Source organism: Vibrio sp. 1-2 (7-a) (assembly GCF_013048515.1).
Lineage (GTDB): Bacteria > Pseudomonadota > Gammaproteobacteria > Enterobacterales > Vibrionaceae > Vibrio > Vibrio diabolicus.
This window is the reverse complement of sequence record NZ_VHSQ01000003.1, coordinates 124,098-149,040: the sequence shown is the minus strand read 5'-3', so window position 1 is coordinate 149,040 and position 24,943 is coordinate 124,098. Positions and strand designations below refer to the sequence as shown.

Below are 24,943 nucleotides of genomic sequence, written 5' to 3'. Positions count from 1 at the left end.
TCGGTATCTGAAGGTTAAGCAATCTTAGTGATTTTGACTGGACACTTTTTAAAGTCTGTCTGTTTAGACAGTGGGTCAGTCGCATCTAGGATGAGCTTGTTAATCAAAATACGTGCATCAAAGAACGGTACGAATACCAAACCTTTTGGCGGACGGTTACGACCGCGAGTTTCAACACGAACGCGTACTTCGCCGCGTTTGTTTGCCATGAGTACTTCTTCACCACGACGAACGTTACGCGCTTTTGCGTCTTCAGGGTGCATGTAACACACTGCGTCTGGTACTGCTTTGTATAGCTCAGGTACACGACGAGTCATGGTGCCTGTGTGCCAATGTTCAAGAACACGACCAGTACATAGCCACATATCAAACTCATCGTTTGGCACTTCTGGTGGCGCTTCATATGGTGCAGAGATAATCTTCGCTTTGCCGTCAGCATTGCCGTAGAAATCCCAACCAGAACCTTCTTTTGCGTATGGGTCAGAACCTTCTTTAAAGCGCCATTGTGTTTCCTTACCATCAACAACTGGCCAACGTAGACCACGCACTTCATGGTAACGGTCGTATGGTGCTAAATCATGCCCGTGACCACGGCCAAACGTTGCATATTCCTCAAACAGACCTTTCTGAACATAGAAACCGAAGTGGTGAGCATCGTCATTCAATTCGCGAGCTTCTTCGATAGGGAACTTGTCGACATTACCATTGCGGTATAGTACGTCGTACATGGTTTTACCACGGTACTGAGGCGCTTTCGCTAGCAGCTCTTCAGGCCACACTTCTTCCATTTTGAAGCGTTTCGAGAACTCCATTAGCTGCCATAGGTCAGATTTTGCCTGACCGACCGTGCCCACTTGTTGGTACCAAGCTTGAGTACGACGCTCTGCGTTACCGTAAGCACCTTCTTTCTCAATCCACATTGCTGTTGGAAGAATAAGGTCTGCTGCTTGCGCTGTCGCTGTTGGGTATGGGTCAGACACAACGATGAAGTTTTCAGGGTTGCGGTAACCTGGAAGACGTTCTGTGTTGATGTTTGGACCCGCTTGCATGTTGTTATTACATTGAACCCAGTAACAGTTCAGAACACCATCATTCAACATGCGGTCTTGCAATACGGCGTGGAAGCCAGGTTTTGGTGGAATCGTCCCTTCTGGCAGTTTCCAGATGTCTTCCGCAATCTTACGGTGTTTCGGGTTAGCTACTACCATGTCTGCAGGTAGACGGTGAGCGAAAGTACCAACCTCACGAGCGGTACCACACGCAGATGGTTGACCTGTTAGTGAGAATGGGCTGTTACCCGGAGTCGAGATCTTACCGGTTAGTAGGTGGATGTTGTAAACCAAGTTATTCATCCACACGCCACGAGTATGTTGGTTCATACCCATCGTCCATAGAGACATCACTTTCGTATTTGGATTGGCGTATTGCTTCGCAAGCTCGATAAGCTTCTCTTTTTCAACACCAGAGATTTCAGAGGCTTTCTCAGCTGTGTAAGGTGCAACAGACTTTTTGTACTCTTCGAAAGAGATAGACGTTAGTTTGCCTGAGTTAGGATTCTTCGCTGCTTTTTGTAGCGGATCATCGTCACGTAGGCCGTAACCGATGTCGGTATCTGCTTGAGTGAAGTTAGTGTGCTTGTTCACGAAGTCCCAGTTTACCGCATCGTTTTCGATGATGTAGTTCGCGATGAAGTTAGCAATCGCTAGGTCAGACTGTGGATTAAAAATGTAGCCGTGATCTGCCAACTCAAATGAACGGTGGTAGTAAGTAGAAAGCACGTTCACTTTAACGTGAGGGTGACTTAGGCGACGGTCAGTAATACGAGTCCATAGAACAGGGTGCATCTCTGCCATGTTCGAGCCCCATAGAACGAATGCGTCTGCGTTCTCAAAGTCATCGTAACAACCCATCGGCTCATCGATACCGAATGCGCGCATAAAGCCAACTACAGCAGAAGCCATACAGTGACGAGCGTTTGGATCAATGTTGTTTGAACGGAAGCCCGCTTTCATTAGCTTTGACGCAGCGTAGCCTTCCATTACTGTCCATTGGCCTGAGCCAAACATACCTACGCTTGTTGGACCTTTTTTCTCGAGGGAAGCTTTCCATTTCTCAGCCATGATGTCGAAAGCGTCATCCCAAGAGATAGGTGTAAATTCACCGTCTTTGTGGAATTTGCCATCTTTCATTCTCAGCATCGGCTGGGTCAGACGGTCTTGACCGTACATGATCTTAGAAAGGAAGTAGCCTTTAATACAGTTTAGGCCTTTGTTTACTGGTGCTTCTGGGTCACCCTGTGTTGCTACCACTTTGCCATTTTGAGTACCAACAAGAACAGAACAGCCTGTACCACAGAAACGACAAGGTGCTTTGTCCCATGTGATTTTGGTTTGATCAGAGCTTGCAATCAGGTTGGCTGCAGATGCTGGTAGTGTCACACCTGCGACAGCAGCAGCTGATGCAGCCGCGTTTGCTTTCACAAACGCACGTCTTGTCATTTTCATACTTCACCCTCGATTTGGGAATGTTGTGTTCCAGTGTCTTCTTCATCCGTTTCTTCAAGCCCAGTTTCGATTTGGTGATAAACCAATACCGTGCTCAAGACATTCGGTAAATTGTTGATGGCATCGATAGTGTCTGTGATAAAACCTTGGTTTTCGGTTTCAAGCACGACGATAATCTTGCCTTCTGGACTGTCACCATAGATTTCCGCATTTTCATGTGCTTCGATCTGTTGTTTGATTTCGTCCAGATGTTCTGGCAGTACGTGTACTACCAAACTTGAAATATGCACTTCATTTAGTGACATATAGCTCTCTCATTTATTGCCTTTGGCCGACGACATACGGCTTAGGCTGTTATATTGCTCACATTGATGGATGAAGTCGGGCACACTGAAACACAGGCGCCGCAGCCGTTACACTCATCAAGGTCTAAATTGGGTTGTGCTACTTTCCCCAGCTCTAATTTGAACTGAATTGCCATCGGGTCGCACATATCCCCACAGCTTCGGCATTCGACATTTTGTTTTGCTAAGCAGCTATCATTGATGCTTGCTTTCGCTTGCCAAGGTTGCTCTGTTTTTGGCAAGAAAAGGGGCTCAGGACAGGCGTCTGCACACTGATAACAAAATGTGCACTCATCAATAGAAAAATCGACCGCAGGGAATCCGCCATCACTTTTAGTTATAATCTTTGTTTCGCAGGCCTCAATGCATTTACCGCAGCGAGTGCAATCGTCCGTAAACTGTTCTGGCTTGGTTAACCAAGGCAAACGTACGGCGTTGTCGGGGTGCACTTTTCTTGCAAAGAGTCTTCTTCTGGAAAGGTCTACCACTTAGTCACCTCGAAACTTGGAACCCAAACTAAGCATAGTCCACAATTTTCATTAATAAACTGTCATTTAAACTAACGAAATTGTAGTTTTTGACATATTTGTATAAATACCTCTTAGGAGGTAAATGGGATGCAATATTGTTTTGGATCAATAAATTCCGTCGCAGGTGATCACATATTGATAAAGTTGAAAGGTAATGGGTTCATTGCACGTACAAATAGGGTTGTTAATGGGCGAGGAACTCAGATTGTTTAAAAATGTGAAAAAGTCAGTGACGCGCACGATTGCGTCCGCGATGCTTCTTATTTTGCTGCTTTCAGTTGCTACGACTGGTTTTGCAATTTTTACGTTAGCGTCAAGCTTGAATGATGCAGAAGCCGTCAATGTTGCTGGCTCAATGCGAATGCAAAGTTATCGTTTGGCACATGATATTCAGATTAAATCTGTTGATTACTCTTCACATATTGACGCATTTGAACATTCGATATACTCACCTTCCATGAAAGCACTCCAGCATTGGTCAGTGCCAGAAGACATTACTCATGATTACTACCGTCTTATTATGAGATGGCATGAACTCAAGTCGGTGTTGAGAGGAGGCAACCCGGCGGAGTACCAACTCCTAGTGGCTGGTTTTGTAAAGCAGATCGATGAGTTTGTATTTAAGCTGCAAAGCTTTTCGGAGCAAAAGCTGATTAACTTAGCTTGGATTGGCGGGTTAGGGTTAGGCGGTATCCTTTGTGTCAGTATGTTTGTTGTCCATTTTGTGCGCCTCGAAGTTGTACGGCCTTTGCGTGCTTTAGTTTTTGCTAGCGAGCAAATTAAGAATCGCTCATTTAATATATCGCTTGATGTATCCAGCGATAATGAAATGGGGATCCTGACTCGAACCTTTAATCGGATGGCGACGGACCTTGGTAAGTTATACCGAGGGCTAGAACAAGCGGTTGATGAAAAAACGCGTAAATTACAGCATGCGAATCAGTCTTTAGAAGTATTGTATGACTCGTCGAAAGAGTTAACGGCTTCGCGTATTAATCAGGATAACTTCCAAGCCATATTACAACATATTGCAAGTCTTGAAGGCATTAAAGCGGTCAAACTTGAAATAGAGCAATTGGGAGAACCGAGTTGGATATTGATGGAAGGGGAAGAGTGCTGCCACGACTGTGATGAAGATTGCCACAGTAAGGCTCTAACGTTGGACGGTGAGCACTTAGGCTATTTGTATTGGAAGGCCGGGTTACCTTGTCCGAATGAGGCACTGATTGACAACTTTGTGCAGATTTTATCGCGTGCCGTGTATTACAATCGAGCCCAACGCCAAGCAGAACAAATCCTACTGATGGAAGAGCGAGCCACCATTGCTCGGGAACTGCATGATTCATTAGCTCAAGCACTCTCTTATCTAAAAATTCAGGTCGCTTTGTTAAAGAGAAGCGTAAAGAATTTGCCTGATGAAAAAGCGATAGTTCAGGCGAATCAAGTCATTGCCGAGTTGGATACGGGCTTATCTGCTGCTTATACCCAACTACGCGAATTACTGACGACGTTTCGTCTTACGATTAAAGAGGGCAGTTTTGGCCAAGCATTGCAAGATATGGTCGAAACGCTCAACGAACAAACCGTCGCTGACATTACGTTAAAAAATAGACTTTCTTCAACTGAACTGGATGCACACCAGCAGGTTCATTTACTACAGTTGATAAGAGAAGCGGCAATTAATGCCATCAAGCATGCGCAAGCGGATAATATTCACATTCAATGTCTCGATAATGATGGAAAAGTCACAGTAACCGTTACCGATGATGGAATAGGCTTTGAACATCAAGACGAAAAATTAAATCATTACGGTATGAGTATCATGCAAGAGCGAGCCGCTAGGCTGCATGCCGATCTTCACATTGAAGCATCGATCAACAAAGGCTGTACCGTAAAACTAGAATTCCAACATAGTAAGGAAGTAAACAGTGACAGTGTGTAAAGTAATGCTGGTGGATGATCATCCACTCATGCGACGAGGTATTCACCAACTTTTAAGCTTTGAGCCTGAGTTTGAAGTCGTTGCAGAAGCAAGTAATGGCGCAGATGCGGTAGCGAAAGCGCATGAGCTGGAACTGGACCTTGTACTTCTTGATCTCAATATGAAAGGCATGTCAGGCCTCGATACCTTACAAGCGCTACGTGCTGATGGTTGTGAAGCTCGAATTGTTATCTTAACCGTATCGGATAGTCCTGCTGACATAGAAGCAATAGTTCGAAGTGGCGCAGATGGCTATTTATTGAAAGATACTGAGCCTGATGAGCTGGTTGAGTTGCTAAAACAAGCGCATCAAGGCGACAAAGCTTACAGCCAAGAAGTTTCTAAGTATTTGAGTGAGCGTTCAGGACAAGAGGACGTTTTTGATACGCTGACGGATCGCGAAACGCAGATCTTAAGAGAGGTGGCAAGAGGTTTCCGCAACAAGCAGATTGCCGATCGTCTTTTTATTTCTGAATCAACGGTTAAAGTGCATATGAAGAGTTTACTTAAAAAGCTTCAAGTTCCTTCTCGTACCGCGGCAACGGTTCTTTATCTTGAGCGCTTTGGCGACATCAAATAACACAGTTGAAGAACAATTCCAAACTACCAATGGAATCAATCGTTTAGCGTGATTTTAATAATAAAAAAACCGCCTTTAAGGCGGTTTTTTTATTTGTCTGGGCGAATAGAGTACAAGTCACTGTTGTGCTTACCGCACTCTAAATAGTACTGATAAGCCACTTTTTTGCTTTCAGCAATGACTCTCATGCAGTGCATTTTCCCCTGTTCAAAATATCGAATCTCATATTCTACACTGGTATCAAGTTGCTCAGCGGCTGCCATACTTCGCCTCCATAAACCATCCAAAAAACATCCATGCAAATTATATGCCGTTATAAGGAGCGTCGTTCGGTGTATTTTTTAGCCGATAATTGCGCTCTAACTCACTTTTTTGCGGATAGCTGTGATCAAAAAGTTAATTTCAAACTCTATATATTATTAAGGTGGCAATCAATATTTGTCACACTGGTGTAAGTTTGCCGCAATATTAAGTGATACAAGTTGAGTATAGAACTTAATCAATAGAAAAGGGAATACGAATAAGTGACTAAATTACAGGGTGTATCTAATAAGGTGCTTCGCTATGGCCTTCTATTTTGTTTCGTATTTCTTCTTGCCGGATGTACGAAGAAGTTTCTATACAGCAATATCGATTGGTTCGTTATCGATTACATAGAGGATTATGTTTCTCTGCAAGGTGAACAAGAAGTCTTGGTCGAAGAACGCTTATTATTGTTAGCAGAATGGCATAAGAAAGAAGAATTACCGTTATATATCGATCATTTAAAAGAGCTTGAGAGATTAAAAGCGAGCGATATCACCCTAAATTATTTGCAGGAAAATCGAGATAGAATGCGAGCGCATTACGATAGAGTGGTAAGCAAAGCAGCACCAGACCTTTTTGCTTTGAGTTTACAGTTAACGAAAGATCAAGAACGGGAATTTCTGAGTAATGTACAAGAGCATTATCAAGAGCGAAACGCAAAATATGCGGATAAAACGGAAGATGAAATACGTGAAATTATTCTAGATAACACAGAAGAATGGATGGAAGAGTGGTTGGGAAGCCTATCAGAAAGTCAGCGCCAATTAGCTCAAACGTTTTCTCAACAAGTCACTCTTAACAGTCCTTTATGGAGAGGTTATCGAGCAACGATATATCAAGAGCTTGAATATCTGTTCGACAACAAGTCCAATGCTGTCACTTATCAGGATATATTTATGCGCCTGTTGTTCGAGCCAGAGAGCTATTACAGTGAGCAGCTTTCTAAAAATATTGATTCTAACTTTGTGCTGGTCGATCAACTGACATTAGATATTTCTCAATCTATGACCGATAAACAATGGCGTCATTTTCGCGGTAAGGTAAAAGAGTGGCGAGTACTAGCTGAGGAATTATTAGATTAGATTCATGCTTCAATTGACGAGGGGATGTGCCGTAGCCTTTCTTATGAAAAAATGATTCAAAGCAAATTCTTATTGAGCTAAGAGCGTAACATAGCTTGAGGTTTGATGAGGTAAGGTCAGCTTATTGATGGTTGATAAAGCCTCATCGTATAAAAACAATGAGAATAAATATGAAACATTTAGTTGAAAGATTTCTTCGCTACGTCACGTTCGATACCCAATCAAATCCACATGTTACGCTTTGCCCAAGCTCGCCTGGTCAGCTTGTGTTTGCTGAGTTGCTTAAGAAAGAGATGATTGAACTTGGCTTAAGTGATGTGACATTAGATAAAAATGGCTACTTGATGGCTAGACTGCCAGCTAACGTTGATTATGAGGTGCCGCCTATCGGCTTTATTGCCCATATGGATACCGCGCCTGACGCCTCAGGAAAAAACGTAAAACCGCAATTTATTGAAGATTACCAAGGCGGCGATATTGCGCTAGGGTTGGGGGATGAAGTGTTATCTCCGGTGCAATACCCAGATTTACATCATCTACATGGCCACAATCTTATCACTACCGATGGCACTACATTACTTGGCGCGGATAACAAAGCTGGTATTGCTGAGATTCTCTCTGCGGTCGCGCTGTTACTAGAAAATCCAGACATTCCACACGGCGACATTCGTATCGGCTTTACACCAGATGAAGAGATTGGCCGGGGCGCAGATTTATTTGATGTTGAAAAGTTTGGCGCGAAATGGGCATACACTATTGATGGTGGCCCGCAAGGTGAACTGGAATACGAAAACTTTAATGCGGCAAACGCCGATGTGATTTTTCATGGTGTCAGCGTTCACCCTGGTACTGCAAAAGGTAAAATGGTTAATGCGATGAACTTGGCTGCGAAATTTCAGGTTCAAATGCCTCAAGATCAAACTCCCGAAACAACAGAAGGCTACGAAGGGTTCTTCCATTTAAAATCGGCAGAAATGGGCGTGGCGCGAAGCGAACTTGGTTACATTATCCGAGACTTTGATCGTCAGGGGCTTGAAGAGCGAAAAACCTTTATGCAGAAACTCGTTGATGACATGAACGCGGGCTTACGCCATGGTTCTGTAGAACTGAAAATAACAGACAGCTATTACAATATGAGAGAAATGGTTGAGCCTTACCCGCATATCATTGAGCTAGCGAAGCAAGCGATGGAAGCGTGTGATGTGGAGCCGATTATAAAACCTATTCGTGGTGGTACAGATGGCGCTCGTTTATCTTTTATGGGGTTGCCGTGCCCGAATATCTTCACTGGTGGTTTTAACTTCCATGGGATTCATGAGTTTATTTCGGTTGAAATGATGGAGAAGTCAGTGCTTGTCATCGTCAAAATTGCTGAACTCACCGCGAAAAAACACAGTTAACAGACTAGGTCGAGCGGTTCTTGTCGATTGAATGGGGAAAAATAGCCCAGAGTCATCTGGGCTATTTTTAAATTCAAAAACGAAACATTAACGTACGTCTTTGTCTTCAATTTCAATGTCTTCTAGTGGTAGCCAGTCGACTTTCACACCCGCTTGATCGAACATGTCTTGGCTGACTTGGATTTTATCTCCCCAGCGAGATAGAAAGTCTTCAGATTGCTCAGGGCAGTGCACGTGAGAGATCCCTGTTTGAATGATCTTTGCCGCGCAGTTAGGGCATGGAAAATGAGTCACCCAAATATCACATCCGTCTAAATCACGTTTTGAGAACAAAATTGCGTTCTCTTCCGCGTGTAGTGTTTTAAGGTATTTCAACTCGCGTTCATCGGTATCGACACTGTCAGAAACACCGTGCGGGTAGCCATTAAATCCAACAGATACAATGCGATTCTGTTTAGTGATAACTGCACCGACTTGTGTTGATGGGTCCTTACTCCATGACGCCACTAGTTCTGCCATCTGGTAAAAGCGTTTTGCCCATTTAGAAATCATAGTCATCCTCTCTGTCGAAGGCGTTGAATTAATTGAATGATAACCCATTTATATTAAAAAAATAGTCAAAATCGGGGTCTTGAGTATGAAGGCGTCATTTTTTGTCTTTTTAACCATAAAACGTTCTTATCTTGAGCACCGAATCTCACTTTCCGTCTTTATACGATATCTCACTTAGTGTTTCCTGGCGCCTCTAAATGCACGATGCCTGAGAGTGTATATCAAATAGTTATGATTGAGCTGCTTGTGTATTGTTCGTTAAATATCACTGTTAACTAAATTACTTTATTTTCTTTTTGTTTCTCATGTTTACATTTAGAAACATTTTGGGGGCTTTTGAGTGAAGTTTTCAGTTGCAGCAAGGAGTAAGGTTGATGGGAATTCAACAATATCCTGTTCTATAAAGACGGTAAATACATGCAAAAGAAACCACTTGTCGCACTAATGGCGGCTACAGCAATCCTCGCTGGATGCGGGGAAGCTAATAATGCCCAAAGGGAAGGCCAAGCGCCTCTCGTAGTGACTCAGGATGTCACGGTTATCGACTACCAACCGAGCAAGTCTTATATCGGTCGCATTGAAGCAGTAGAAGATACCAATATTACCGCGCAGATTTCTGGCTATTTAAAAGCTCGTCACTTTGAAGAGGGGCAAATGGTAGAAAAAGGGCAGCTTCTTTATTCTATCGAGCCATCTTCTTTTGAAGCACAAGTCGCGAGCGCTAAAGCGGCACTTGCACAAGCAAAAGCCGCGCTAAAAAAAGCGGAACTAGACCACACCCGAGGTAAAAACTTGTTGCCTCGCGGTAGTATCTCTCAATCTGAGTTTGACGCCTTAACTGCGGCACTTCTTGGTGCGAAAGCCGAGCTAGAAGCAGCAAACGCTCAGCTTAAGCTTGCTGAAGTTAACCTTTCTTATACTCAAATCCGAGCTCCGTTCAGCGGTCGTATTAGCGATACCAAAGTGAGTACCGGTGATCTTGTTTCCCCTTCATCTGGCGTGCTGACGACATTGGTGAGCTTAGACCCAGTGCATACTTCATTTAGTGTGAGTGAGCGCGAGCGTTTAGCCATGGGTATGGATCAAGTCAAAGGCGACGGCTCAGCAGAATCAAACAGAGTTGAAGTTCAGCTTGAGCTGGAAAATGGTCAGTTTTTTGAGCATCTCGGTAAGCTCGATTTCTTAGGTAATCGTATTGATACCAAAACTGGTACGATTGCAATGCGTGCGCTAGTGCCAAACCCAGAGCAGAAGTTACTTCCGGGTCAGCACATCAAAGTGAACTTGAGAGATAAGAACACAAAAGACGTTATTGTTATCCCACGACGTGCCGTACAGACTGACTTAGAAGGTGACTTTGTGATGGTGATGGCTGAGGGAAGTGTGGCAGAGCGTCGTAACGTCGAGCTTGGACCTCAGGTTGAACAAGGCATTATCATTCGAGAAGGCCTCGAACAGGAAGATACGGTTATTACACAGGGCCTACAGCGTGTGCGTAATGGTGTAGAAGTGCGCATTCAAACACCTGCTGAAGATAAGCAGTAGGGGGCACTATGTTAAGTCGTTTCTTTATTCAGAGACCTAAATTCGCGCTGGTTATTTCGATCATATTAACGCTAGCAGGCGCGATCTCACTGGCGATTTTGCCAGTGGCGGAGTACCCACAGATAAGTCCGCCATCAGTCAGCGTTTCGGCATACTACACCGGTGCGAGTGCGGAAGTTGTCGAGCAGGCCATTGCGGACCCCATAGAGACCTCGGTCAATGGCGTTGAGGACATGATCTACATGTCTTCAAAGAGCGCGAACGATGGCTCATACAGCCTAAACGTCACGTTCGATGTCGGGACCGATCCAGACATGGCGCAAGTAAACGTGCAAAACCGTGTGTCACAGATCGAGTCAAAACTGCCTCAAGAAGTGCGCATGGTTGGTGTGACGGTGAAAAAGCGTTCACCTGACTTGCTGATGGTACTTAACTTCTATTCACCTGATGGCAAATACGATGATCAGTTCTTGATTAACTACATTAACTTGAATGTAAAAGATCAGCTCGCTCGTGCGAAAGGCATCAGTGAAGTTAACGTGATTGGTGGTGGCGAATACGCAATGCGTGTTTGGTTAGATCCGGAAAAAATGGCCAACCTTAAGCTAACCACGTCAGACGTATACGCCGCTTTGGCTGAACAAAACGTTCAAGTTGCGGCAGGGCGTGTTGGTGCAGCACCATACAACAATCCTCAAGAAGTTCAGTTTAACCTTGTGACCAAAGGTCGCTTGGAAAGCGTGAGCGAGTTTGAGAACGTTGTCCTTCGAGCTAATTCAAATGGTTCCACGGTTTATCTGAAAGATGTCGCTCGTGTCGAACTAGGCAAAAAGTTCTACGATGGTAACGGTAAATTCCGTGGTCAGGACGCGTCAATTGTTGCATTGTCTCTTCAATCAGATGCGAACGCGTTAGAAAGTGGTCAGGCCGTCATGGAGCTGCTTGAGGACTTGAGTAAAAACTTCCCTGAGGGCATGGCGTATGAGACCAGCTACGATACAACCGTGTTCGTATCTGAATCGATCAAAGGGGTAGTAAAAACACTGATTGAAGCGATTCTATTGGTGATTGCTGTAACTTACTTGTTTTTGGGGAGTGCGCGCGCAACTTTGATTCCTGTTGTTGCGATCCCCGTTTCTCTGATTGGTACGTTTGCCATCATGCAGGCGACGGGCTTCACCATCAATACGGTCACTTTGTTTGGCTTGATCCTTGCGATTGGTATCGTGGTGGACGATGCGATTCTGGTTATCGAAAACGTCGATACCACCATGGCGAAAGACCCAACCATTTCACCGCGTAAAGCGACATTGCTAGCGATGAAAGAAGTAACGGGCCCAATCATCACGTCGACCTTGGTTTTACTTGCGGTATTCATACCAGTCGCGATGCTGCCGGGTATCACTGGTATCATGTATCGCCAGTTCGCTTTGACCATCTGTATTTCGGTTGTGATCTCATCCATTAACGCATTGACGCTGTCTCCAGCACTTTGTTCTTTGGTATTGAAGCAGGGTGGGGGCAACACGGCTAACTGGTTCCAGGCTTTCAACCGAGGCTTAGAGCGTATCACAACGCGTTATGGTCAGGTCGCTGGTTTCTTGGTGAAGAAATCTTTGCTGCTCGTGACGTTCTTTATAGTCGCTATCGCGGCGGTCACTTTCTTTGCGAAAACCACCTCAACAGCGTTTGTTCCTCAAGAAGATAAAGGCATTTTGCTGGTTAACGTTCAGCTACCAGATTCAGCTTCTTTATCTCGTACTGAAGAAGTCACCAATGATTTAATGAACATGATTGGTGAAGAGCCTGGTGTGGATGGCGTGACGGTTGCGAACGGTTACTCGTTTATGACAGGCGCAGCAGCATCAAACGGTGCATCTGTGTTTATCAAACTGCATGACTGGGATACTCGTAACTCGTTGCAAGGGGAACACTCTGCCAATGCCATCGCGGCGCGTATTAATGGCCGAGCGGCGACAGAGTTGCCTCAAGCGGTTGTGTTTGCGATGGGACCTCCGGCGGTTCCTGGTATGGGCGCTGCGTCTGGTTTTGAGTTTGTGCTTGAAGATACGCTAGGGCGAAGCCGTACCGATTTGTCGATGGTCATGGGAGAAATGATCCAAGCGGCCAACCAAGCCCCTGAAATTGCCTACACGTTTAGTACGTTCCGCGCGAATGTCCCGCACTACTACGTTGATATCGACCGTGAGAAAGCACAGCAGTTGGGTATTTCACTGTCGTCTATTTTCCAAACCTTGCAAGGCAACTTAGGTTCGCTTTATGTGAATGACTTCACCATGTTTGGTAAGAACTTCCGCGTAACCATGCAAGCTGATAGCCAGCACCGTAGCAGCATGGAAGATCTAGAGCGTTTCCATGTTCGTTCTTCGAACGGCGATATGGTTCCGCTAAGTACGCTAGTGAGCTACGAGCAAGTGTTCGAGCCTGATGTAGCATGGCGTTACAACATGTACCGTAGTGCTATCATTCAAGGCCAACCAGCTCCGGGTTACTCTAGTGGTGATGCGATTGCTGCAATGGAACGCGTTGCTGCTGAAGTTCTCCCGCAGGGATACACGTATGAATGGACAGGTATGGCCTACCAGGAAGTACTTGCGGGTAACCAAGCCATTTATGCGTTTGCACTGGCTTTGATCTTCATTTACTTGTTCATGGTGGCACAATATGAGAGCTGGAGTATTCCATTAGCCATCATTTTGGTGGTGCCAGTAGCAACATTAGGCTCCTTCTTGGCGTTGAATCTGACTGGGACACCGCTTAACTTGTATGCGCAAATTGGCCTTGTCTTGCTCATAGCCTTGGCGGCGAAAAACGCAATTTTGATTGTGGAGTTCGCCAAGCAAGAACGTGAAGAAAAAGATGCTGATATCGATAGTGCAGCGGTTAAAGGAGGCACGTTACGTTTCCGCGCTGTGAATATGACATCTTGGTCGTTTATCCTGGGTATCTTCCCGCTGATCTTCGCCGCAGGTGCAGGGCACGTGAGCCAAAACTCGCTCGGCGTGTCGCTGATTGGTGGTCTATTGTGTGTGCTTCTAGCAGGTACATTCTTGATCCCAGGCTTCTACGCTCTGGTGCAAAGGCAGCGTGAGAAAGTTCATGGCGGCAACACCAAGCTGGTTCCTCTTGATGATGAGTAATCACACCCGCTGTGCACAGTAGAGCACGAAGTTAAAGTCGAAAAAAAGCCCGAAGCAATGATCGCCTCGGGCTTTTTATTTTTAAGGAAGGTTATTTTAGCGCGGTTTTAAATTGTGCAACGGCTTCGTCCATATCATGAGCTTGAGCAGAAACAGAGTTCACTTCGTGCAAGCATTCCTGAGCAGATTGCATGTTGTTTTCAGATATCGCGTTAAGCTCGGTGATTGAGCCACTAACTTGGTTCATCACGATACCTTGCTCTTCAATCGCTGAAGCAATGCGCTCCGAATTGCCCTGAATTGCATGCATGTCAGTGATGATCTGTTGCAGGCTAGAATCCAGTTTTTCAGAGGCATTAAGCGTTTGTTGTCCTTGATCGTTACATTGATCAATATCCGCCACGACCGTCGACATTTGAGCTTGAATATCAACAACAACTCGCGTGATTTCCTCGGTAGATTGATGAGTTCGGCTAGCTAGGGCACGTACTTCATCGGCAACAACGGCGAAGCCACGACCTTGCTCGCCTGCTCGCGCGGCTTCAATTGCTGCATTGAGAGCCAGTAAGTTAGTTTGTTCCGCAATTTCTTGGATGATGTTCACCGCACCACCAATTTTATCTACATGTTGGTTCAACGAGCCAATCGACTGCTGACTGTTCGATAAAATACTGGTCAATTGACCAATGTTGGTTACAGTGGTTTCAACAACACTTCGGCCTTGTTCGGCGTTATTCGCGGCTTGATGTACACCCTCTACCGCAACCGACGTGCTTTCCGATATTTCACCTATCGTTGCCACCATTTGCTGAACCGCAGTAGCCATCGATGCAGTGTGGTCAGTTTGAGTATGGAACTGCTCCATAACCCCTTCTAGCTCACGATGCATATTATCGGTACTGGCCGTTAACTGCGCCGATTTTTCTTGGGTGCCACTAATTAACTGCTCAAGCTTATCCAACAGATCATTGAGGTGGTGGCTGATATCAAATAGCTCATCTTTGCCTTTCAAGTCAGAGCGCAGTCCCATGTTGTTTGTTTCGCTAATGCTTCGAATGGTGCCAAGCAAGCTATTTACTCGTGTATTGATTGAGCGAGAGATCTGCCAAATCAATGCGAAAATAACACCTAAGATCAGGGCAGTAATCACTTGCTTGATGGTCGACATTTGTTCATCACGCTTTGCAGCAGCAGAGCTAAGGGCTGTCGAAAAGGTTTCAAATTGCTCTTCTACAGCATGAGATAATGCGCGAGTTTCACCAAGTAGGCCTTGGTCGTAAGCGACCCCTACAACTTGTTTTTGTGCCGCTACTAGCTTACCTGTTTTGATGAGCTCCGGAGCATATAGCCCAACAAGCAAATCACTATTGAATTGACCTGATTTGACTGCAGAGTCAAAACGAACCAACGCCAGCAATTGCTGGTGGTCGGAGCGTTGCTTGGCTTCTAACAGTGCTTGCTCGTAACCAGAAAGAAGGCCACTCTTTGCATCAAGTCCGTAGCGTTGGTAAGCACTGACCAGATTCTGAAAGCCCTTTTGGTATGCAAGGAGGTCTTGTTTGAATCGTTGACTGGAAGGTAATTCATTGCTCGTGAGTATGCTCGCAAGCTCTTTTTCTGTATTTAGAAACTTATCAACATTCGCATCAAATTTGTTTAGGTATTTGTCATTACTACGCAGTAAGAAATCTTTCTCGTTTCTGCGTAAGTTGAGTAAACGTATTTCTAGATCGCCAACGAGTTTGATGGCGTGGTTAAGTTCATTGCTCTTATTGGCGAAATGGGATGACGTACCCAAAAGGGCCACGATGCCTAAAATGGCGATAACTCCGAGGAAGTAGAGTTTTTGCCTAATAGTCATATTGTTGTTTCCTGAATAAGTAACTAAAAAGAGAAATCCAATGAGATTTCCCAAGGGCTAGCAAACGTTGTTCAACTAACATGTCGAGAAAACGACATGCATTAATACAGCACTTTCTTACGTTGCTGCTTTTTCGCTCCATGCTTGTTCTTGGTATCAAGTCTTCGGCGTTGAGAAGCGCGGGTTGGTTTCGTTTTAATACGCTTCTTCTCCTGTAAGGCGGCAGCTTTAATTAAAGCTTGAAGCCGATTCAGGGCGTCTTCCTTATTTTGTTCTTGCGTGCGAAATTGTTGCGCTTTGATGATGATCACGCCATCTTTAGTTATACGACTGTCAGAAAGAGCAAGTAATCGTTCTTTGTAGAAGTCAGGTAAGCTGGAATGTCGGATATCAAAGCGTAAATGTATAGCGGACGCTACCTTGTTAACGTTCTGGCCACCATTTCCTTGAGCTCTAATTGGGGATAATTGAATTTCCCACTCTTGAATTGTGACGGAGTTCGAAATTTTGAGCATGATAAGTAAATGCCGGTAAGGACGATTGAAAGAGCTGATAAATTAACATCACAGATGTACAAATAGAAGAAAAGACATGAGCACGATTGATTTTAGGCCCTATGAGGGATTCATATTTGATATGGATGGTACTTTAATAGATACCATGCCAGCCCATTTGGCTGCTTGGCAAGCAACCGCAGATCGCTTTGATTTTCCGTTTTGTCAGGAGTGGTTTCACAGTTTAGGGGGCATGCCGAGCTTTAAAATTGTTGAGGAGCTAAACCGTGTGCATGAGCTTTCATTAGATCCTAAAACCGTCGCTACATTTAAAATGGAAACGTTCGCTGCTATGGAGCTGCACGGGGACGTTATTCCGTGCACTAATATCGTGTTAGAAGAATATTTAGGCCACAAGAAAATAGCGGTCGGAACTGGCAGTCAACGAGAAAGTGCCATGCGCCTGTTGAGCCACTCCGGTTTATTGGACAAGTTGGATGTTGTGGTAACAGCAAGTGATGTAGAGAACCATAAGCCTTTTCCGGATACCTTTTTGGTGGCGGCCGAGCATCTTGGGTTGGAAGCGTCACAATGTCTTGTATTCGAGGATACCGAGCTAGGTAAACGAGCGGCGCATGCAGCGGGTATGGATTGTGTTATGGTGCAAGATAACGAGTTAATCTTTTTTCCAAAACCATAGTAAAAAGAGCGATAAAGCGAGATCAAAATGGGGTGCAAACGCACCCCATTAACTTTTACAACATCATAGATAAAGTATCATAGATGTTTATTCAGGTTGAACTAGCTCTTGGTATTCAAACGAAGGAACCACAACCTCTACGCGACGGTTTTTCTCACGACCTTCACGAGTGCTATTGTCAGCAACTGGGTTTTCTTCACCCATGCCTTTCACAGTTAAACGATCTGAGTCAATGCCTGCAGCAGTTAGGTAATCCGCAACAGATTGAGCACGACGCTCAGACAGTTTTTGGTTGTAAGTCGCAGGACCAGAGCTATCCGTGTAGCCAGTGATCTCTACTTGAGCTTGAGGGTATTCGTTCAAGAATGATACGAAGTTGTCTAGACGCTCCGAAACAGACTCTGTTAGCTTAGCACTGTCGAATTCAAACGTACCTGTACCGTACTCTTCTTTGTGCACTTTGCTCATCATCACTGGTTCTGGATCTGGCTCAACCACTTCTTCTGTTACAACTGCCGCAACCACTGGCGCAGCCGCAAATTTGTAGTTAAAGCCGATACCGAAGAAGTTAGCGTCCATGTCGTCCCATACGTCATCAGATAGGTCTTGATAGCGTTGATATTCTGCGCGTACGCTCCAGTTTCTGTCGATAGTGTATTCAGCACCTAGCGAGCCAGTTGGAACGAAATCTTTTTCGTCATCAGACATCATGTAAGCACCACCGATCTTAGCGAATAAGTTCCAAGATTCGTTCAAGTGCCAGTTAAATTTAGGTGCGAGAGTTAAAGCCGTTAAATTGCCGTCGATCGTATTAACTATATTAGCCCCTGACTTAAAGTTAGCTTTGTAATCGCCTAAGAAGTCGACACCATACTCTAGCCCGATGATATCGGTGAAGTCATAACCGATATGTAGTCCAGCACCAAAAGCTTCATCATCACAAGGGCTATTTAGATAGCAAGCATCGTCAAGTGTAGTCATGCCTACTTTGCCCCCGATATACATTTCAGCCTGAGCAGAGTTTAAAAGCGCGCTACTACCAGCTACCACTGCTGCTACTGCAATTGCTACTTTGTTCATAATGTTTCCTTGTATTGATTGCATATTAACTTCTACTTCGTTTTATCAAAAAATTAGAAAAAACCAGCGTTTATAAGAAATTAGTTTAATATTCTAATCATTTCATATCAAGCAACAATATCTTTGAACTTGATCAACATTTAATAACCAATAACACCTCACAAACTTCTGATATTTCTTACATTGTAGTAAAGATTTTTGGGGTCATAAGAAAATTGATGATTATTTTGAACTTTTTTTCGTAAAGTTTATTTTACATTGTGCGCGGTAGTTAACAGGTGATTTTTATTTGCATTTATTTGCAAAAACTGATTGCAAGTCTACGCCTAAGCCGATAAGTTACTTAAACGCTAGACAGAAAATGACCAGAGCCCTTGATGCTGCTCGCTTTGTGAACAATGTTGCAATGAGTTCAGTTGGCAAAAAATTGGGTCGGAAATAAAAACCAGGAAGTAGAAGTAATGTTTCAAACTGATGATGTAAGAATAAATAGAGTAAAAGAGTTATTGCCACCTGTAGCAGTATTAGAGAAGTTCCCAGCGACTGAAACCGCTTCTTCGACCACTTTTGATTGCCGTAATGCCATTCACAATATTCTTGAAGGAAAAGATGACCGATTACTTGTAATTGTTGGCCCGTGTTCCATTCACGATCCTGCTGCTGCGGTTGAATATGGTAAAAAGCTAAAAGTATTACGTGATGAACTTGGTGAACAACTAGAAGTTGTGATGCGAGTTTATTTTGAGAAACCGCGTACAACGGTAGGATGGAAAGGTCTGATCAACGACCCTTACCTGAATGATACCTACAAGCTGAATGATGGTCTGCGTATTGGACGTAAGCTTCTTCTTGATCTTACCGATATGGGCTTGCCAACCGCGAGTGAGTTCCTAGATATGATTACGCCTCAGTACGTGGCGGATCTGATCAGTTGGGGTGCTATCGGTGCTCGTACGACAGAATCTCAGGTTCACCGTGAGCTTGCTTCTGGTCTTTCTTGTCCTGTTGGGTTTAAAAATGGTACAGACGGGAACATTAAGATCGCGAGCGATGCGATTCGTTCTGCAAGTGCTTCTCACCACTTCTTATCAGTAACAAAATACGGACATTCTGCGATCGTAGAAACCGCTGGCAATCCTGATTGCCATATCATTCTCCGTGGTGGTAAAGAGCCAAACTACAGTGCAGCGCATGTTGCTCAAATTAAAGATGAGTTAGATGGTGCAGGGCTACCGAAAAAAGTGATGATTGATTTTAGCCACGCTAACAGCTCGAAGCAGTTTAAACGTCAAATGTTGGTGTCTGATGACGTATCAGAGCAAATAGCTGGTGGCGAAGAAGCAATTTTTGGTGTGATGATTGAGTCTCATTTAGTTGAAGGTCGCCAAGACTTAGTGGATGGTAAAGCGGCCACTTATGGTCAGTCGATTACCGATGCATGTATCGGTTGGGAAGATACGGAAACCGTACTTCGTCAGCTTTCAGATGCAGTAAAAGCGCGCCGTAACAAATAAGCTCAACAGAAAGAACTTTTTAAAGAGCCAGAGGCATTGTGCTTCTGGCTCTTTTTTATTGAGAATTACTCGCATCTCTTTCTATTGTTTCTGCTTTCCTATATGTTATCTGTATGCGCTGTAACCAAAAGGAATTTGGAATTGAATCGTAATGTATGGTTATTATCCCTTTGCCAAGCCCTATTAATGACAGGGAATATTTTACTCATATCTGTTATTGCCCTTATTGGCAAAACACTTGCGCCGTCATCAAGCTTTATTACGTTGCCCGTTGCGCTGCAATTTTTAGGACTGATGGCTGCGACGATCCCTGCGTCACTAATTATGGGCAAGTTGGGACGTCGCCTTGGGTTTAGTCTCGGTAATGTTATTGGCATTTTGGGTGCCAGCCTAGCGACGTATGCGTTAAGTCAACAGAACTTCTATCTGTTCTGTGTTTCTACCTTTTTGCTCGGTGTTGGTATTGGCTTCGGAACGCTATACAGATTTGCTGCTATTGAAGTGTGTGAAGAGTCGGCAAGACACAGGGCGATTTCGATATCTATGGCGGGAGGGGTACTAGCGGCGATACTTGGCCCTAATTTGGCGGTGTATTCACAGCAATGGTCAGATGATGGTTTGTACATTAGTGCTTTTGCCGTGCTTATTGGACTTTATATAACTGCGTTGATCGTGCTGCAAACGATTCGTTTTCCACCAGCACACACGCAAGTTCTACATACTAAAGCGGATAAAGTGGGGCATATTATCCGTCGACCTAATTTCATGCTAGCGGTTATCGCCGCAATGGTTGCGTATGCGGTGATGAACATTTTAATGACAGCAACGCCTCTGGCGATGATTGGTTGTGGCTTTGATTTTGACAAAGCGGCAGGAGTGATCGAATGGCATGTGCTGGGCATGTTTGCACCGGCGTTTGTCACGGGACGCTTGATAGAGCGGTTTGGCGCGAAGAATATGATTTTAGCCGGTGGATTGCTATTTGTTGCTTGTATTGGAATTAACATACACGGAGTGTCCATTTGGCACTTTAGTCTTGCTTTAGTTCTGTTAGGCGTTGGTTGGAACTTTATGTTTATCGCGGCAACTGGGTTATTTAGTCAAAGCTATGAAGCGAAAAACAGGAGCAAGGCTCAAGCGTTTAATGAATTCTTCGTGTTCAGTTGTGTCACTATCACTGCATTACTATCTGGCTGGCTTGAATCCACCGTAGGTTGGCAAAACCTTAATTTGTACGTTCTTCCTTTTGTGTTACTCGTCATCGTGATGTTTGCTTTGAAAACGAACAAAGAAACGGAATCCCAAACTGCTTGATTAGATCTTCTATACATAGCCCGGCATAACGTGTCGGGTTTTGTTTATTAGCTCAACTCCACAACTTCTTCTTTATATTTTTATTGATAATGTGAATTCCCACACTAAAAATGTCGAATTGATAAGACTTTTTGTCTAACTTTTTGTAATAAAAATAAAAATCCTGTATATATCTTGCCGAAAATCAATAAAAACTACAGAAGTTTCGTCTATGTCAGTCAATATTTCTCATAAAGCTCAAGAAACTCTCGTGAGGGAGTCTGAGGAACTCGTCTCAACAACTAACCTACAAGGTGTTATTACGTATTGTAACGAAGCCTTTTGCCGTGTTGCTGAGTACACTCACGAAGAACTCGTCGGCCAGAACCACAATATCGTTCGCCACAATGACATGCCTAAAGCCGCTTTCGGCGATATGTGGGCACGTCTTAAGCAAGGCAAAGCCTGGCGCGGCATGGTTAAGAATGCCACTAAGTCGGGCGGTTACTATTGGGTTGATGCCTATGTCACCCCTATTTATGAAAATAACCACGTTGTTGGTTATCAATCTGTGCGCGTGAAGCCAAAGCGAGAGTGGGTTGATATAGCCACGAAAGCCTACAAGAGTATGCGCGCCGCCGAGAAGTCAGGTCGTACTTGGTCGTTGAAACTCAATGAAACCATTCGCTATGCGATTCTACTTGGCGCATTGACCGCACCTGCAGCCGCATATGCATTGTCTATTGAAGGTCCATTGGCTTGGCTTGCAAGTGCACTACCTGCGAGTGCTCTAGCGTTGTTATTCCGCCAAGAATTAATTGATACGCCTAAACAACTGAAAAAGTTACAAAAGCAATACGACAGCGTGAGTCGCTTGATCTATTCCGGCAATACAGCATTTTCGATTGCCGATTTCCATATCAAAATGCTGTCCGCAAGAATTCGAACCGTGTTGGGAAGAATGACAGACTCCGCACTGCCGTTGCAGCATTGCGCCGAAGAACTCAGTCAAACCACAGCAGAAGTTTCGGCTGCATTAAATCAGCAAAACACCGATATTCATCGCGTACGTGATGCGACTCAAGAGGTGGAGTCTTCGGCGAATTCAGTCTCTTCTAGCACCAATGATGCCCATATGCTAATTGATGACACATTGAAGTCATGCTTGATGGCGAAGGAAACCATCGATCAAACGCACACCAATCTAACGCAGTTGAGCCTTCAAGCAGAAAAAGCGACGGAAACGACGTATCAACTGAGTGATCAGGCGCAGAAAGTGAATCATTTGATGGAAGAGATTGGTGGGATCGCAGAACAAACCAATTTACTGGCACTTAACGCGGCAATTGAAGCGGCGAGGGCGGGTGAGCAAGGTCGTGGTTTTGCTGTTGTTGCCGATGAGGTGCGCGCGCTCTCTGGTCGCACATCCAATGCAACTGAACAAATCCAAGCGTCTATCTCTGCTATGTTGGCGACGATACAAAGTTGGCAAAAAGACATTCTGGCAAACAAAGAGCAAACGGATACATGTTCTCAGGTTGCAGAGCAAAGCGCGCTTCGTTTGTCTGAGGTTGAACAGATGATGCAAAGCATGAGTGGGTTGATGGTCGATGTGGCGGAAGCGGCAAATAACCAGCTGAAGCTATCCAGCGATGTAAATCAGCATATTCACTCTATTGCTTCTACGGCAGAGCAAAACTTGGCAGCAACGCACTCCGTAGAGCAAAACAGCCGTCAGTTGAAAGAGCAAGTACAAGATTTCTATCAGCTCGCGCTTCGATTTGAAGACAAATAGCCGTAACGAAAGTCGTTGTGTTCACTTTCTGGCTGTGTTTACACAAATAGGGGCCAGATAAAAGAAAGCCCCGCCATTGCTGGCGGGGCTTTTCAGTTTTCACATTCGCAATAGAGAAAACTGATTATCTTTTTACTGCAATTACGCTAGTAGTTCTTTTGCTGTATTTACTACGTTTTCAGTAGTGAAACCGAACATTTTGAACAGTTCACCAGCAGGTGCAGATTCACCGAATGAAGTCATACCGATGATGCGACCGTCGAAGCCTACGTACTTGTACCAGAAGTCAGCAATACCTGCTTCGATAGCGATACGAGCTGTTACGTCTGATGGTAGAACGGCTTCACGGTAAGCGGCGTCTTGCTTGTCGAATGCATCTGTTGATGGCATTGAAACAACGCGTACTTTCTTACCTTCAGCAGTTAGCTGTGCTGCTGCTTCTACTGCTAGTTCAACTTCAGAACCTGTTGCGATAAGGATTAGCTCTGGCTTGCCTTCGCAATCTTTCAGGATGTAACCGCCTTTTGCGATGTCAGCAACTTGTTCAGCTGTGCGCTCTTGTTGCGCTAGGTTTTGACGTGAGAAGATAAGCGCAGTTGGTGCATCTTTACGTTCAATCGCTAGCTTCCAAGCCACTGCAGACTCAACTTGGTCACACGGACGCCATGTGCTCATGTTTGGCGTTAGACGTAGCGATGCCATTTGCTCAACCGGTTGGTGAGTTGGGCCATCTTCGCCAAGACCGATAGAGTCATGCGTGTACACTTGGATGTTCTGAATTTTCATCAGCGCAGCCATACGCATTGCGTTACGTGCGTACTCCATGAACATTAGGAATGTTGCGCCGTAAGGAACGAAACCACCGTGTAGCGCGATACCGTTCATGATCGCTGTCATACCGAATTCACGTACGCCGTAGTGGATGTAGTTACCAGAGAAGTCGCTTGCCTCTAGAGACTTAGAACCAGACCACATGGTTAGGTTAGAAGGTGCTAGGTCAGCAGAGCCACCCATGAACTCTGGTAGTAGAGCACCAAATGCTTCTAGAGCATTTTGAGACGCTTTACGTGATGCAATGTTTGCTGGGTTAGCTTGAAGATCAGCAATGATTTGGCTTGCTTTCTCTTCCCACTGTGCAGGAAGCTCACCGTTTACGCGGCGTTTAAATTCAGCTGCCAGCTCAGGGTACGCTGCTTCATAAGCTGCAAATTTCTCGTTCCACGCTGCTTCCTTAGCTGCGCCTGTTTCTTTCGCTGACCATTCTGCGTAGACTTCTTGCGGAATTTCAAAAGGACCGTGCTCCCAACCTAGTTCTTTGCGTGTTGCTGCGATTTCTTCTGCACCTAGTGGCGCACCGTGACAATCGTGTGAACCAGACTTGTTTGGTGAACCAAAACCGATGATTGTCTTAGTACAGATAAGTGTAGGGCGAGGATCCGCTTTCGCCGCTTCGATTGCTGCGTTGATCGCTTCAGAATCGTGACCGTCTACTGCTGGGATTACGTGCCAGCCGTACGCTTCAAAACGCTTAGGCGTGTCGTCAGAGAACCAACCTTCAACGTGACCGTCGATAGAGATGCCGTTGTCATCCCAGAATGCGATCAGTTTGCCTAGACCTAGTGTACCAGCTAGAGAACATGCCTCGTGCGAGATACCTTCCATCAGACAGCCGTCACCCATGAACACGTAAGTGAAGTGGTCAACGATGTCGTGGCCTTCTTGGTTGAATTGCGCTGCTAACGCTTTCTCAGCTAGAGCCATACCAACCGCGTTAGTGATGCCTTGACCTAGAGGACCCGTTGTGGTCTCGATACCAGGCGCGTAGCCGTACTCTGGGTGACCAGGAGTCTTAGAGTGAAGCTGACGGAAGTTTTTCAGATCATCGATAGATAGCTCGTAACCGCTCAAGTGCAGTAGAGAGTAAATTAGCATTGAGCCGTGGCCGTTAGACAGTACGAAACGGTCGCGGTCTGCCCACTCAGGGTTTGATGGGTTGTGGTTTAGGTGAGAGCGCCAAAGAACTTCAGCGATATCAGCCATGCCCATAGGTGCACCTGGGTGACCAGAGTTAGCTTGTTGAACACCATCCATGCTTAGCGCACGAATTGCATTTGCTAGATATTTACGATCCATAGTGATTACTTCTCGATAAGGGTTTGAATAGAGGGAACTCGTCGAAACAAGTTCAAATAGAAAATCTTGAATAAGCGCTGATGGTAAA

At 44.9% G+C, this 24,943-nt stretch carries 19 protein-coding genes; 10 read left to right on the top strand and 9 right to left on the bottom strand.

Translation table 11 applies throughout. The features are described 5' to 3' along the window. Window positions 1–14: 14 nt before the first annotated feature. From napA to napF, 3 genes are read right to left on the bottom strand one after another with little or no spacing between them, the layout of a single operon-like run. Window positions 15–2,504, bottom strand: a complete 2,490-nt coding sequence (gene napA, locus FKN08_RS10850) for a periplasmic nitrate reductase subunit alpha (protein ID WP_006741149.1) — start codon at window positions 2,502–2,504, stop codon at window positions 15–17. After that, complete coding sequence (locus FKN08_RS10845) at window positions 2,501–2,809, bottom strand: chaperone NapD (protein WP_005398456.1); 309 nt, start codon at window positions 2,807–2,809, stop codon at window positions 2,501–2,503. Before FKN08_RS10845 ends, napA begins: the two co-directional genes overlap by 4 nt. Before the next feature lie 41 nt (window positions 2,810–2,850). Next, window positions 2,851–3,336 (bottom strand): ferredoxin-type protein NapF, encoded by a 486-nt coding sequence (napF, locus tag FKN08_RS10840; protein ID WP_047008126.1) that lies wholly within the window; start codon window positions 3,334–3,336, stop codon window positions 2,851–2,853. A 247-nt stretch (window positions 3,337–3,583) separates the two neighbouring features. Between napF and narQ the strand changes: the two genes are divergently transcribed. Together narQ and FKN08_RS10830 are read left to right on the top strand one after the other, a co-directional pair. After that, window positions 3,584–5,320, top strand: a complete 1,737-nt coding sequence (narQ, locus tag FKN08_RS10835) for a nitrate/nitrite two-component system sensor histidine kinase NarQ (RefSeq protein WP_170892103.1) — start codon at window positions 3,584–3,586, stop codon at window positions 5,318–5,320. Continuing rightward, window positions 5,307–5,939 (top strand): response regulator, encoded by a 633-nt coding sequence (locus tag FKN08_RS10830; protein ID WP_005398453.1) that lies wholly within the window; start codon window positions 5,307–5,309, stop codon window positions 5,937–5,939. The genes narQ and FKN08_RS10830 overlap by 14 nt, the downstream gene beginning before the upstream one ends. 89 nt (window positions 5,940–6,028) lie before the next feature. Here the strand turns inward: FKN08_RS10830 and FKN08_RS10825 are convergent, their stop codons facing one another. Continuing rightward, window positions 6,029–6,202, bottom strand: coding sequence for a hypothetical protein (locus tag FKN08_RS10825; RefSeq protein ID WP_005373524.1), 174 nt, complete (start codon window positions 6,200–6,202; stop codon window positions 6,029–6,031). A 261-nt stretch (window positions 6,203–6,463) separates the two neighbouring features. Between FKN08_RS10825 and FKN08_RS10820 the strand changes: the two genes are divergently transcribed. Both FKN08_RS10820 and pepT read left to right on the top strand, forming a co-directional pair. Next, window positions 6,464–7,327: a DUF6279 family lipoprotein gene (locus FKN08_RS10820; protein WP_031780521.1), complete on the top strand. Its 864-nt coding sequence runs from the start codon at window positions 6,464–6,466 to the stop codon at window positions 7,325–7,327. Window positions 7,328–7,497: 170 nt separating this feature from the next. Further along, window positions 7,498–8,727, top strand: a complete 1,230-nt coding sequence (gene pepT / locus FKN08_RS10815) for a peptidase T (protein ID WP_145534624.1) — start codon at window positions 7,498–7,500, stop codon at window positions 8,725–8,727. Window positions 8,728–8,814: 87 nt separating this feature from the next. Here pepT and FKN08_RS10810 read toward each other — a convergent pair whose 3' ends face one another. After that, a complete protein-coding gene (locus FKN08_RS10810; RefSeq protein ID WP_005373515.1) occupies window positions 8,815–9,279 on the bottom strand; it encodes a cytidine/deoxycytidylate deaminase family protein in 465 nt (154 codons plus the stop codon). A gap of 417 nt (window positions 9,280–9,696) precedes the next feature. On the opposite strand from FKN08_RS10810, the gene vmeY reads away from it, so the two are divergent. Together vmeY and vmeZ are read left to right on the top strand one after the other, a co-directional pair. Then, window positions 9,697–10,824: a multidrug efflux RND transporter periplasmic adaptor subunit VmeY gene (vmeY, locus tag FKN08_RS10805; protein WP_005396140.1), complete on the top strand. Its 1,128-nt coding sequence runs from the start codon at window positions 9,697–9,699 to the stop codon at window positions 10,822–10,824. A gap of 8 nt (window positions 10,825–10,832) precedes the next feature. After that, complete coding sequence (gene vmeZ / locus FKN08_RS10800; protein WP_170892102.1) at window positions 10,833–13,985, top strand: multidrug efflux RND transporter permease subunit VmeZ; 3,153 nt, start codon at window positions 10,833–10,835, stop codon at window positions 13,983–13,985. A gap of 91 nt (window positions 13,986–14,076) precedes the next feature. Here vmeZ and FKN08_RS10795 read toward each other — a convergent pair whose 3' ends face one another. Both FKN08_RS10795 and arfB read right to left on the bottom strand, forming a co-directional pair. Then, the gene (locus FKN08_RS10795) at window positions 14,077–15,846 is read right to left on the bottom strand and encodes a methyl-accepting chemotaxis protein (RefSeq protein ID WP_074190491.1); all 1,770 of its coding nucleotides are present in this window, start codon (window positions 15,844–15,846) and stop codon (window positions 14,077–14,079) included. Window positions 15,847–15,947: 101 nt separating this feature from the next. After that, window positions 15,948–16,361, bottom strand: a complete 414-nt coding sequence (gene arfB, locus FKN08_RS10790; RefSeq protein WP_005396137.1) for an alternative ribosome rescue aminoacyl-tRNA hydrolase ArfB — start codon at window positions 16,359–16,361, stop codon at window positions 15,948–15,950. 76 nt (window positions 16,362–16,437) lie between these two features. Between arfB and FKN08_RS10785 the strand changes: the two genes are divergently transcribed. Then, window positions 16,438–17,040, top strand: a complete 603-nt coding sequence (locus FKN08_RS10785; RefSeq protein WP_031780520.1) for a beta-phosphoglucomutase family hydrolase — start codon at window positions 16,438–16,440, stop codon at window positions 17,038–17,040. Between the two features lie 87 nt (window positions 17,041–17,127). Here the strand turns inward: FKN08_RS10785 and FKN08_RS10780 are convergent, their stop codons facing one another. After that, window positions 17,128–18,120 carry an OmpA family protein gene (locus FKN08_RS10780; RefSeq protein ID WP_170892101.1) on the bottom strand — a complete coding sequence of 331 codons (993 nt, stop codon included), beginning with the start codon at window positions 18,118–18,120 and terminating at the stop codon, window positions 17,128–17,130. A 461-nt stretch (window positions 18,121–18,581) separates the two neighbouring features. On the opposite strand from FKN08_RS10780, the gene aroG reads away from it, so the two are divergent. The 3 genes from aroG (at window position 18,582) to FKN08_RS10765 (ending at window position 22,722) form a co-directional block, all read left to right on the top strand. Then, the gene (aroG, locus tag FKN08_RS10775) at window positions 18,582–19,634 is read left to right on the top strand and encodes a 3-deoxy-7-phosphoheptulonate synthase AroG (RefSeq protein ID WP_005396134.1); all 1,053 of its coding nucleotides are present in this window, start codon (window positions 18,582–18,584) and stop codon (window positions 19,632–19,634) included. A gap of 141 nt (window positions 19,635–19,775) precedes the next feature. Next, complete coding sequence (locus tag FKN08_RS10770) at window positions 19,776–20,948, top strand: MFS transporter (protein ID WP_046875894.1); 1,173 nt, start codon at window positions 19,776–19,778, stop codon at window positions 20,946–20,948. Between the two features lie 211 nt (window positions 20,949–21,159). Beyond that, complete coding sequence (locus FKN08_RS10765; RefSeq protein WP_170892100.1) at window positions 21,160–22,722, top strand: PAS domain-containing methyl-accepting chemotaxis protein; 1,563 nt, start codon at window positions 21,160–21,162, stop codon at window positions 22,720–22,722. Between the two features lie 141 nt (window positions 22,723–22,863). On the opposite strand, the gene tkt is transcribed toward FKN08_RS10765, so the two are convergent. Beyond that, window positions 22,864–24,855, bottom strand: a complete 1,992-nt coding sequence (gene tkt, locus FKN08_RS10760; RefSeq protein ID WP_170892099.1) for a transketolase — start codon at window positions 24,853–24,855, stop codon at window positions 22,864–22,866. Between the last annotated feature and the right edge of the window lie 88 nt (window positions 24,856–24,943).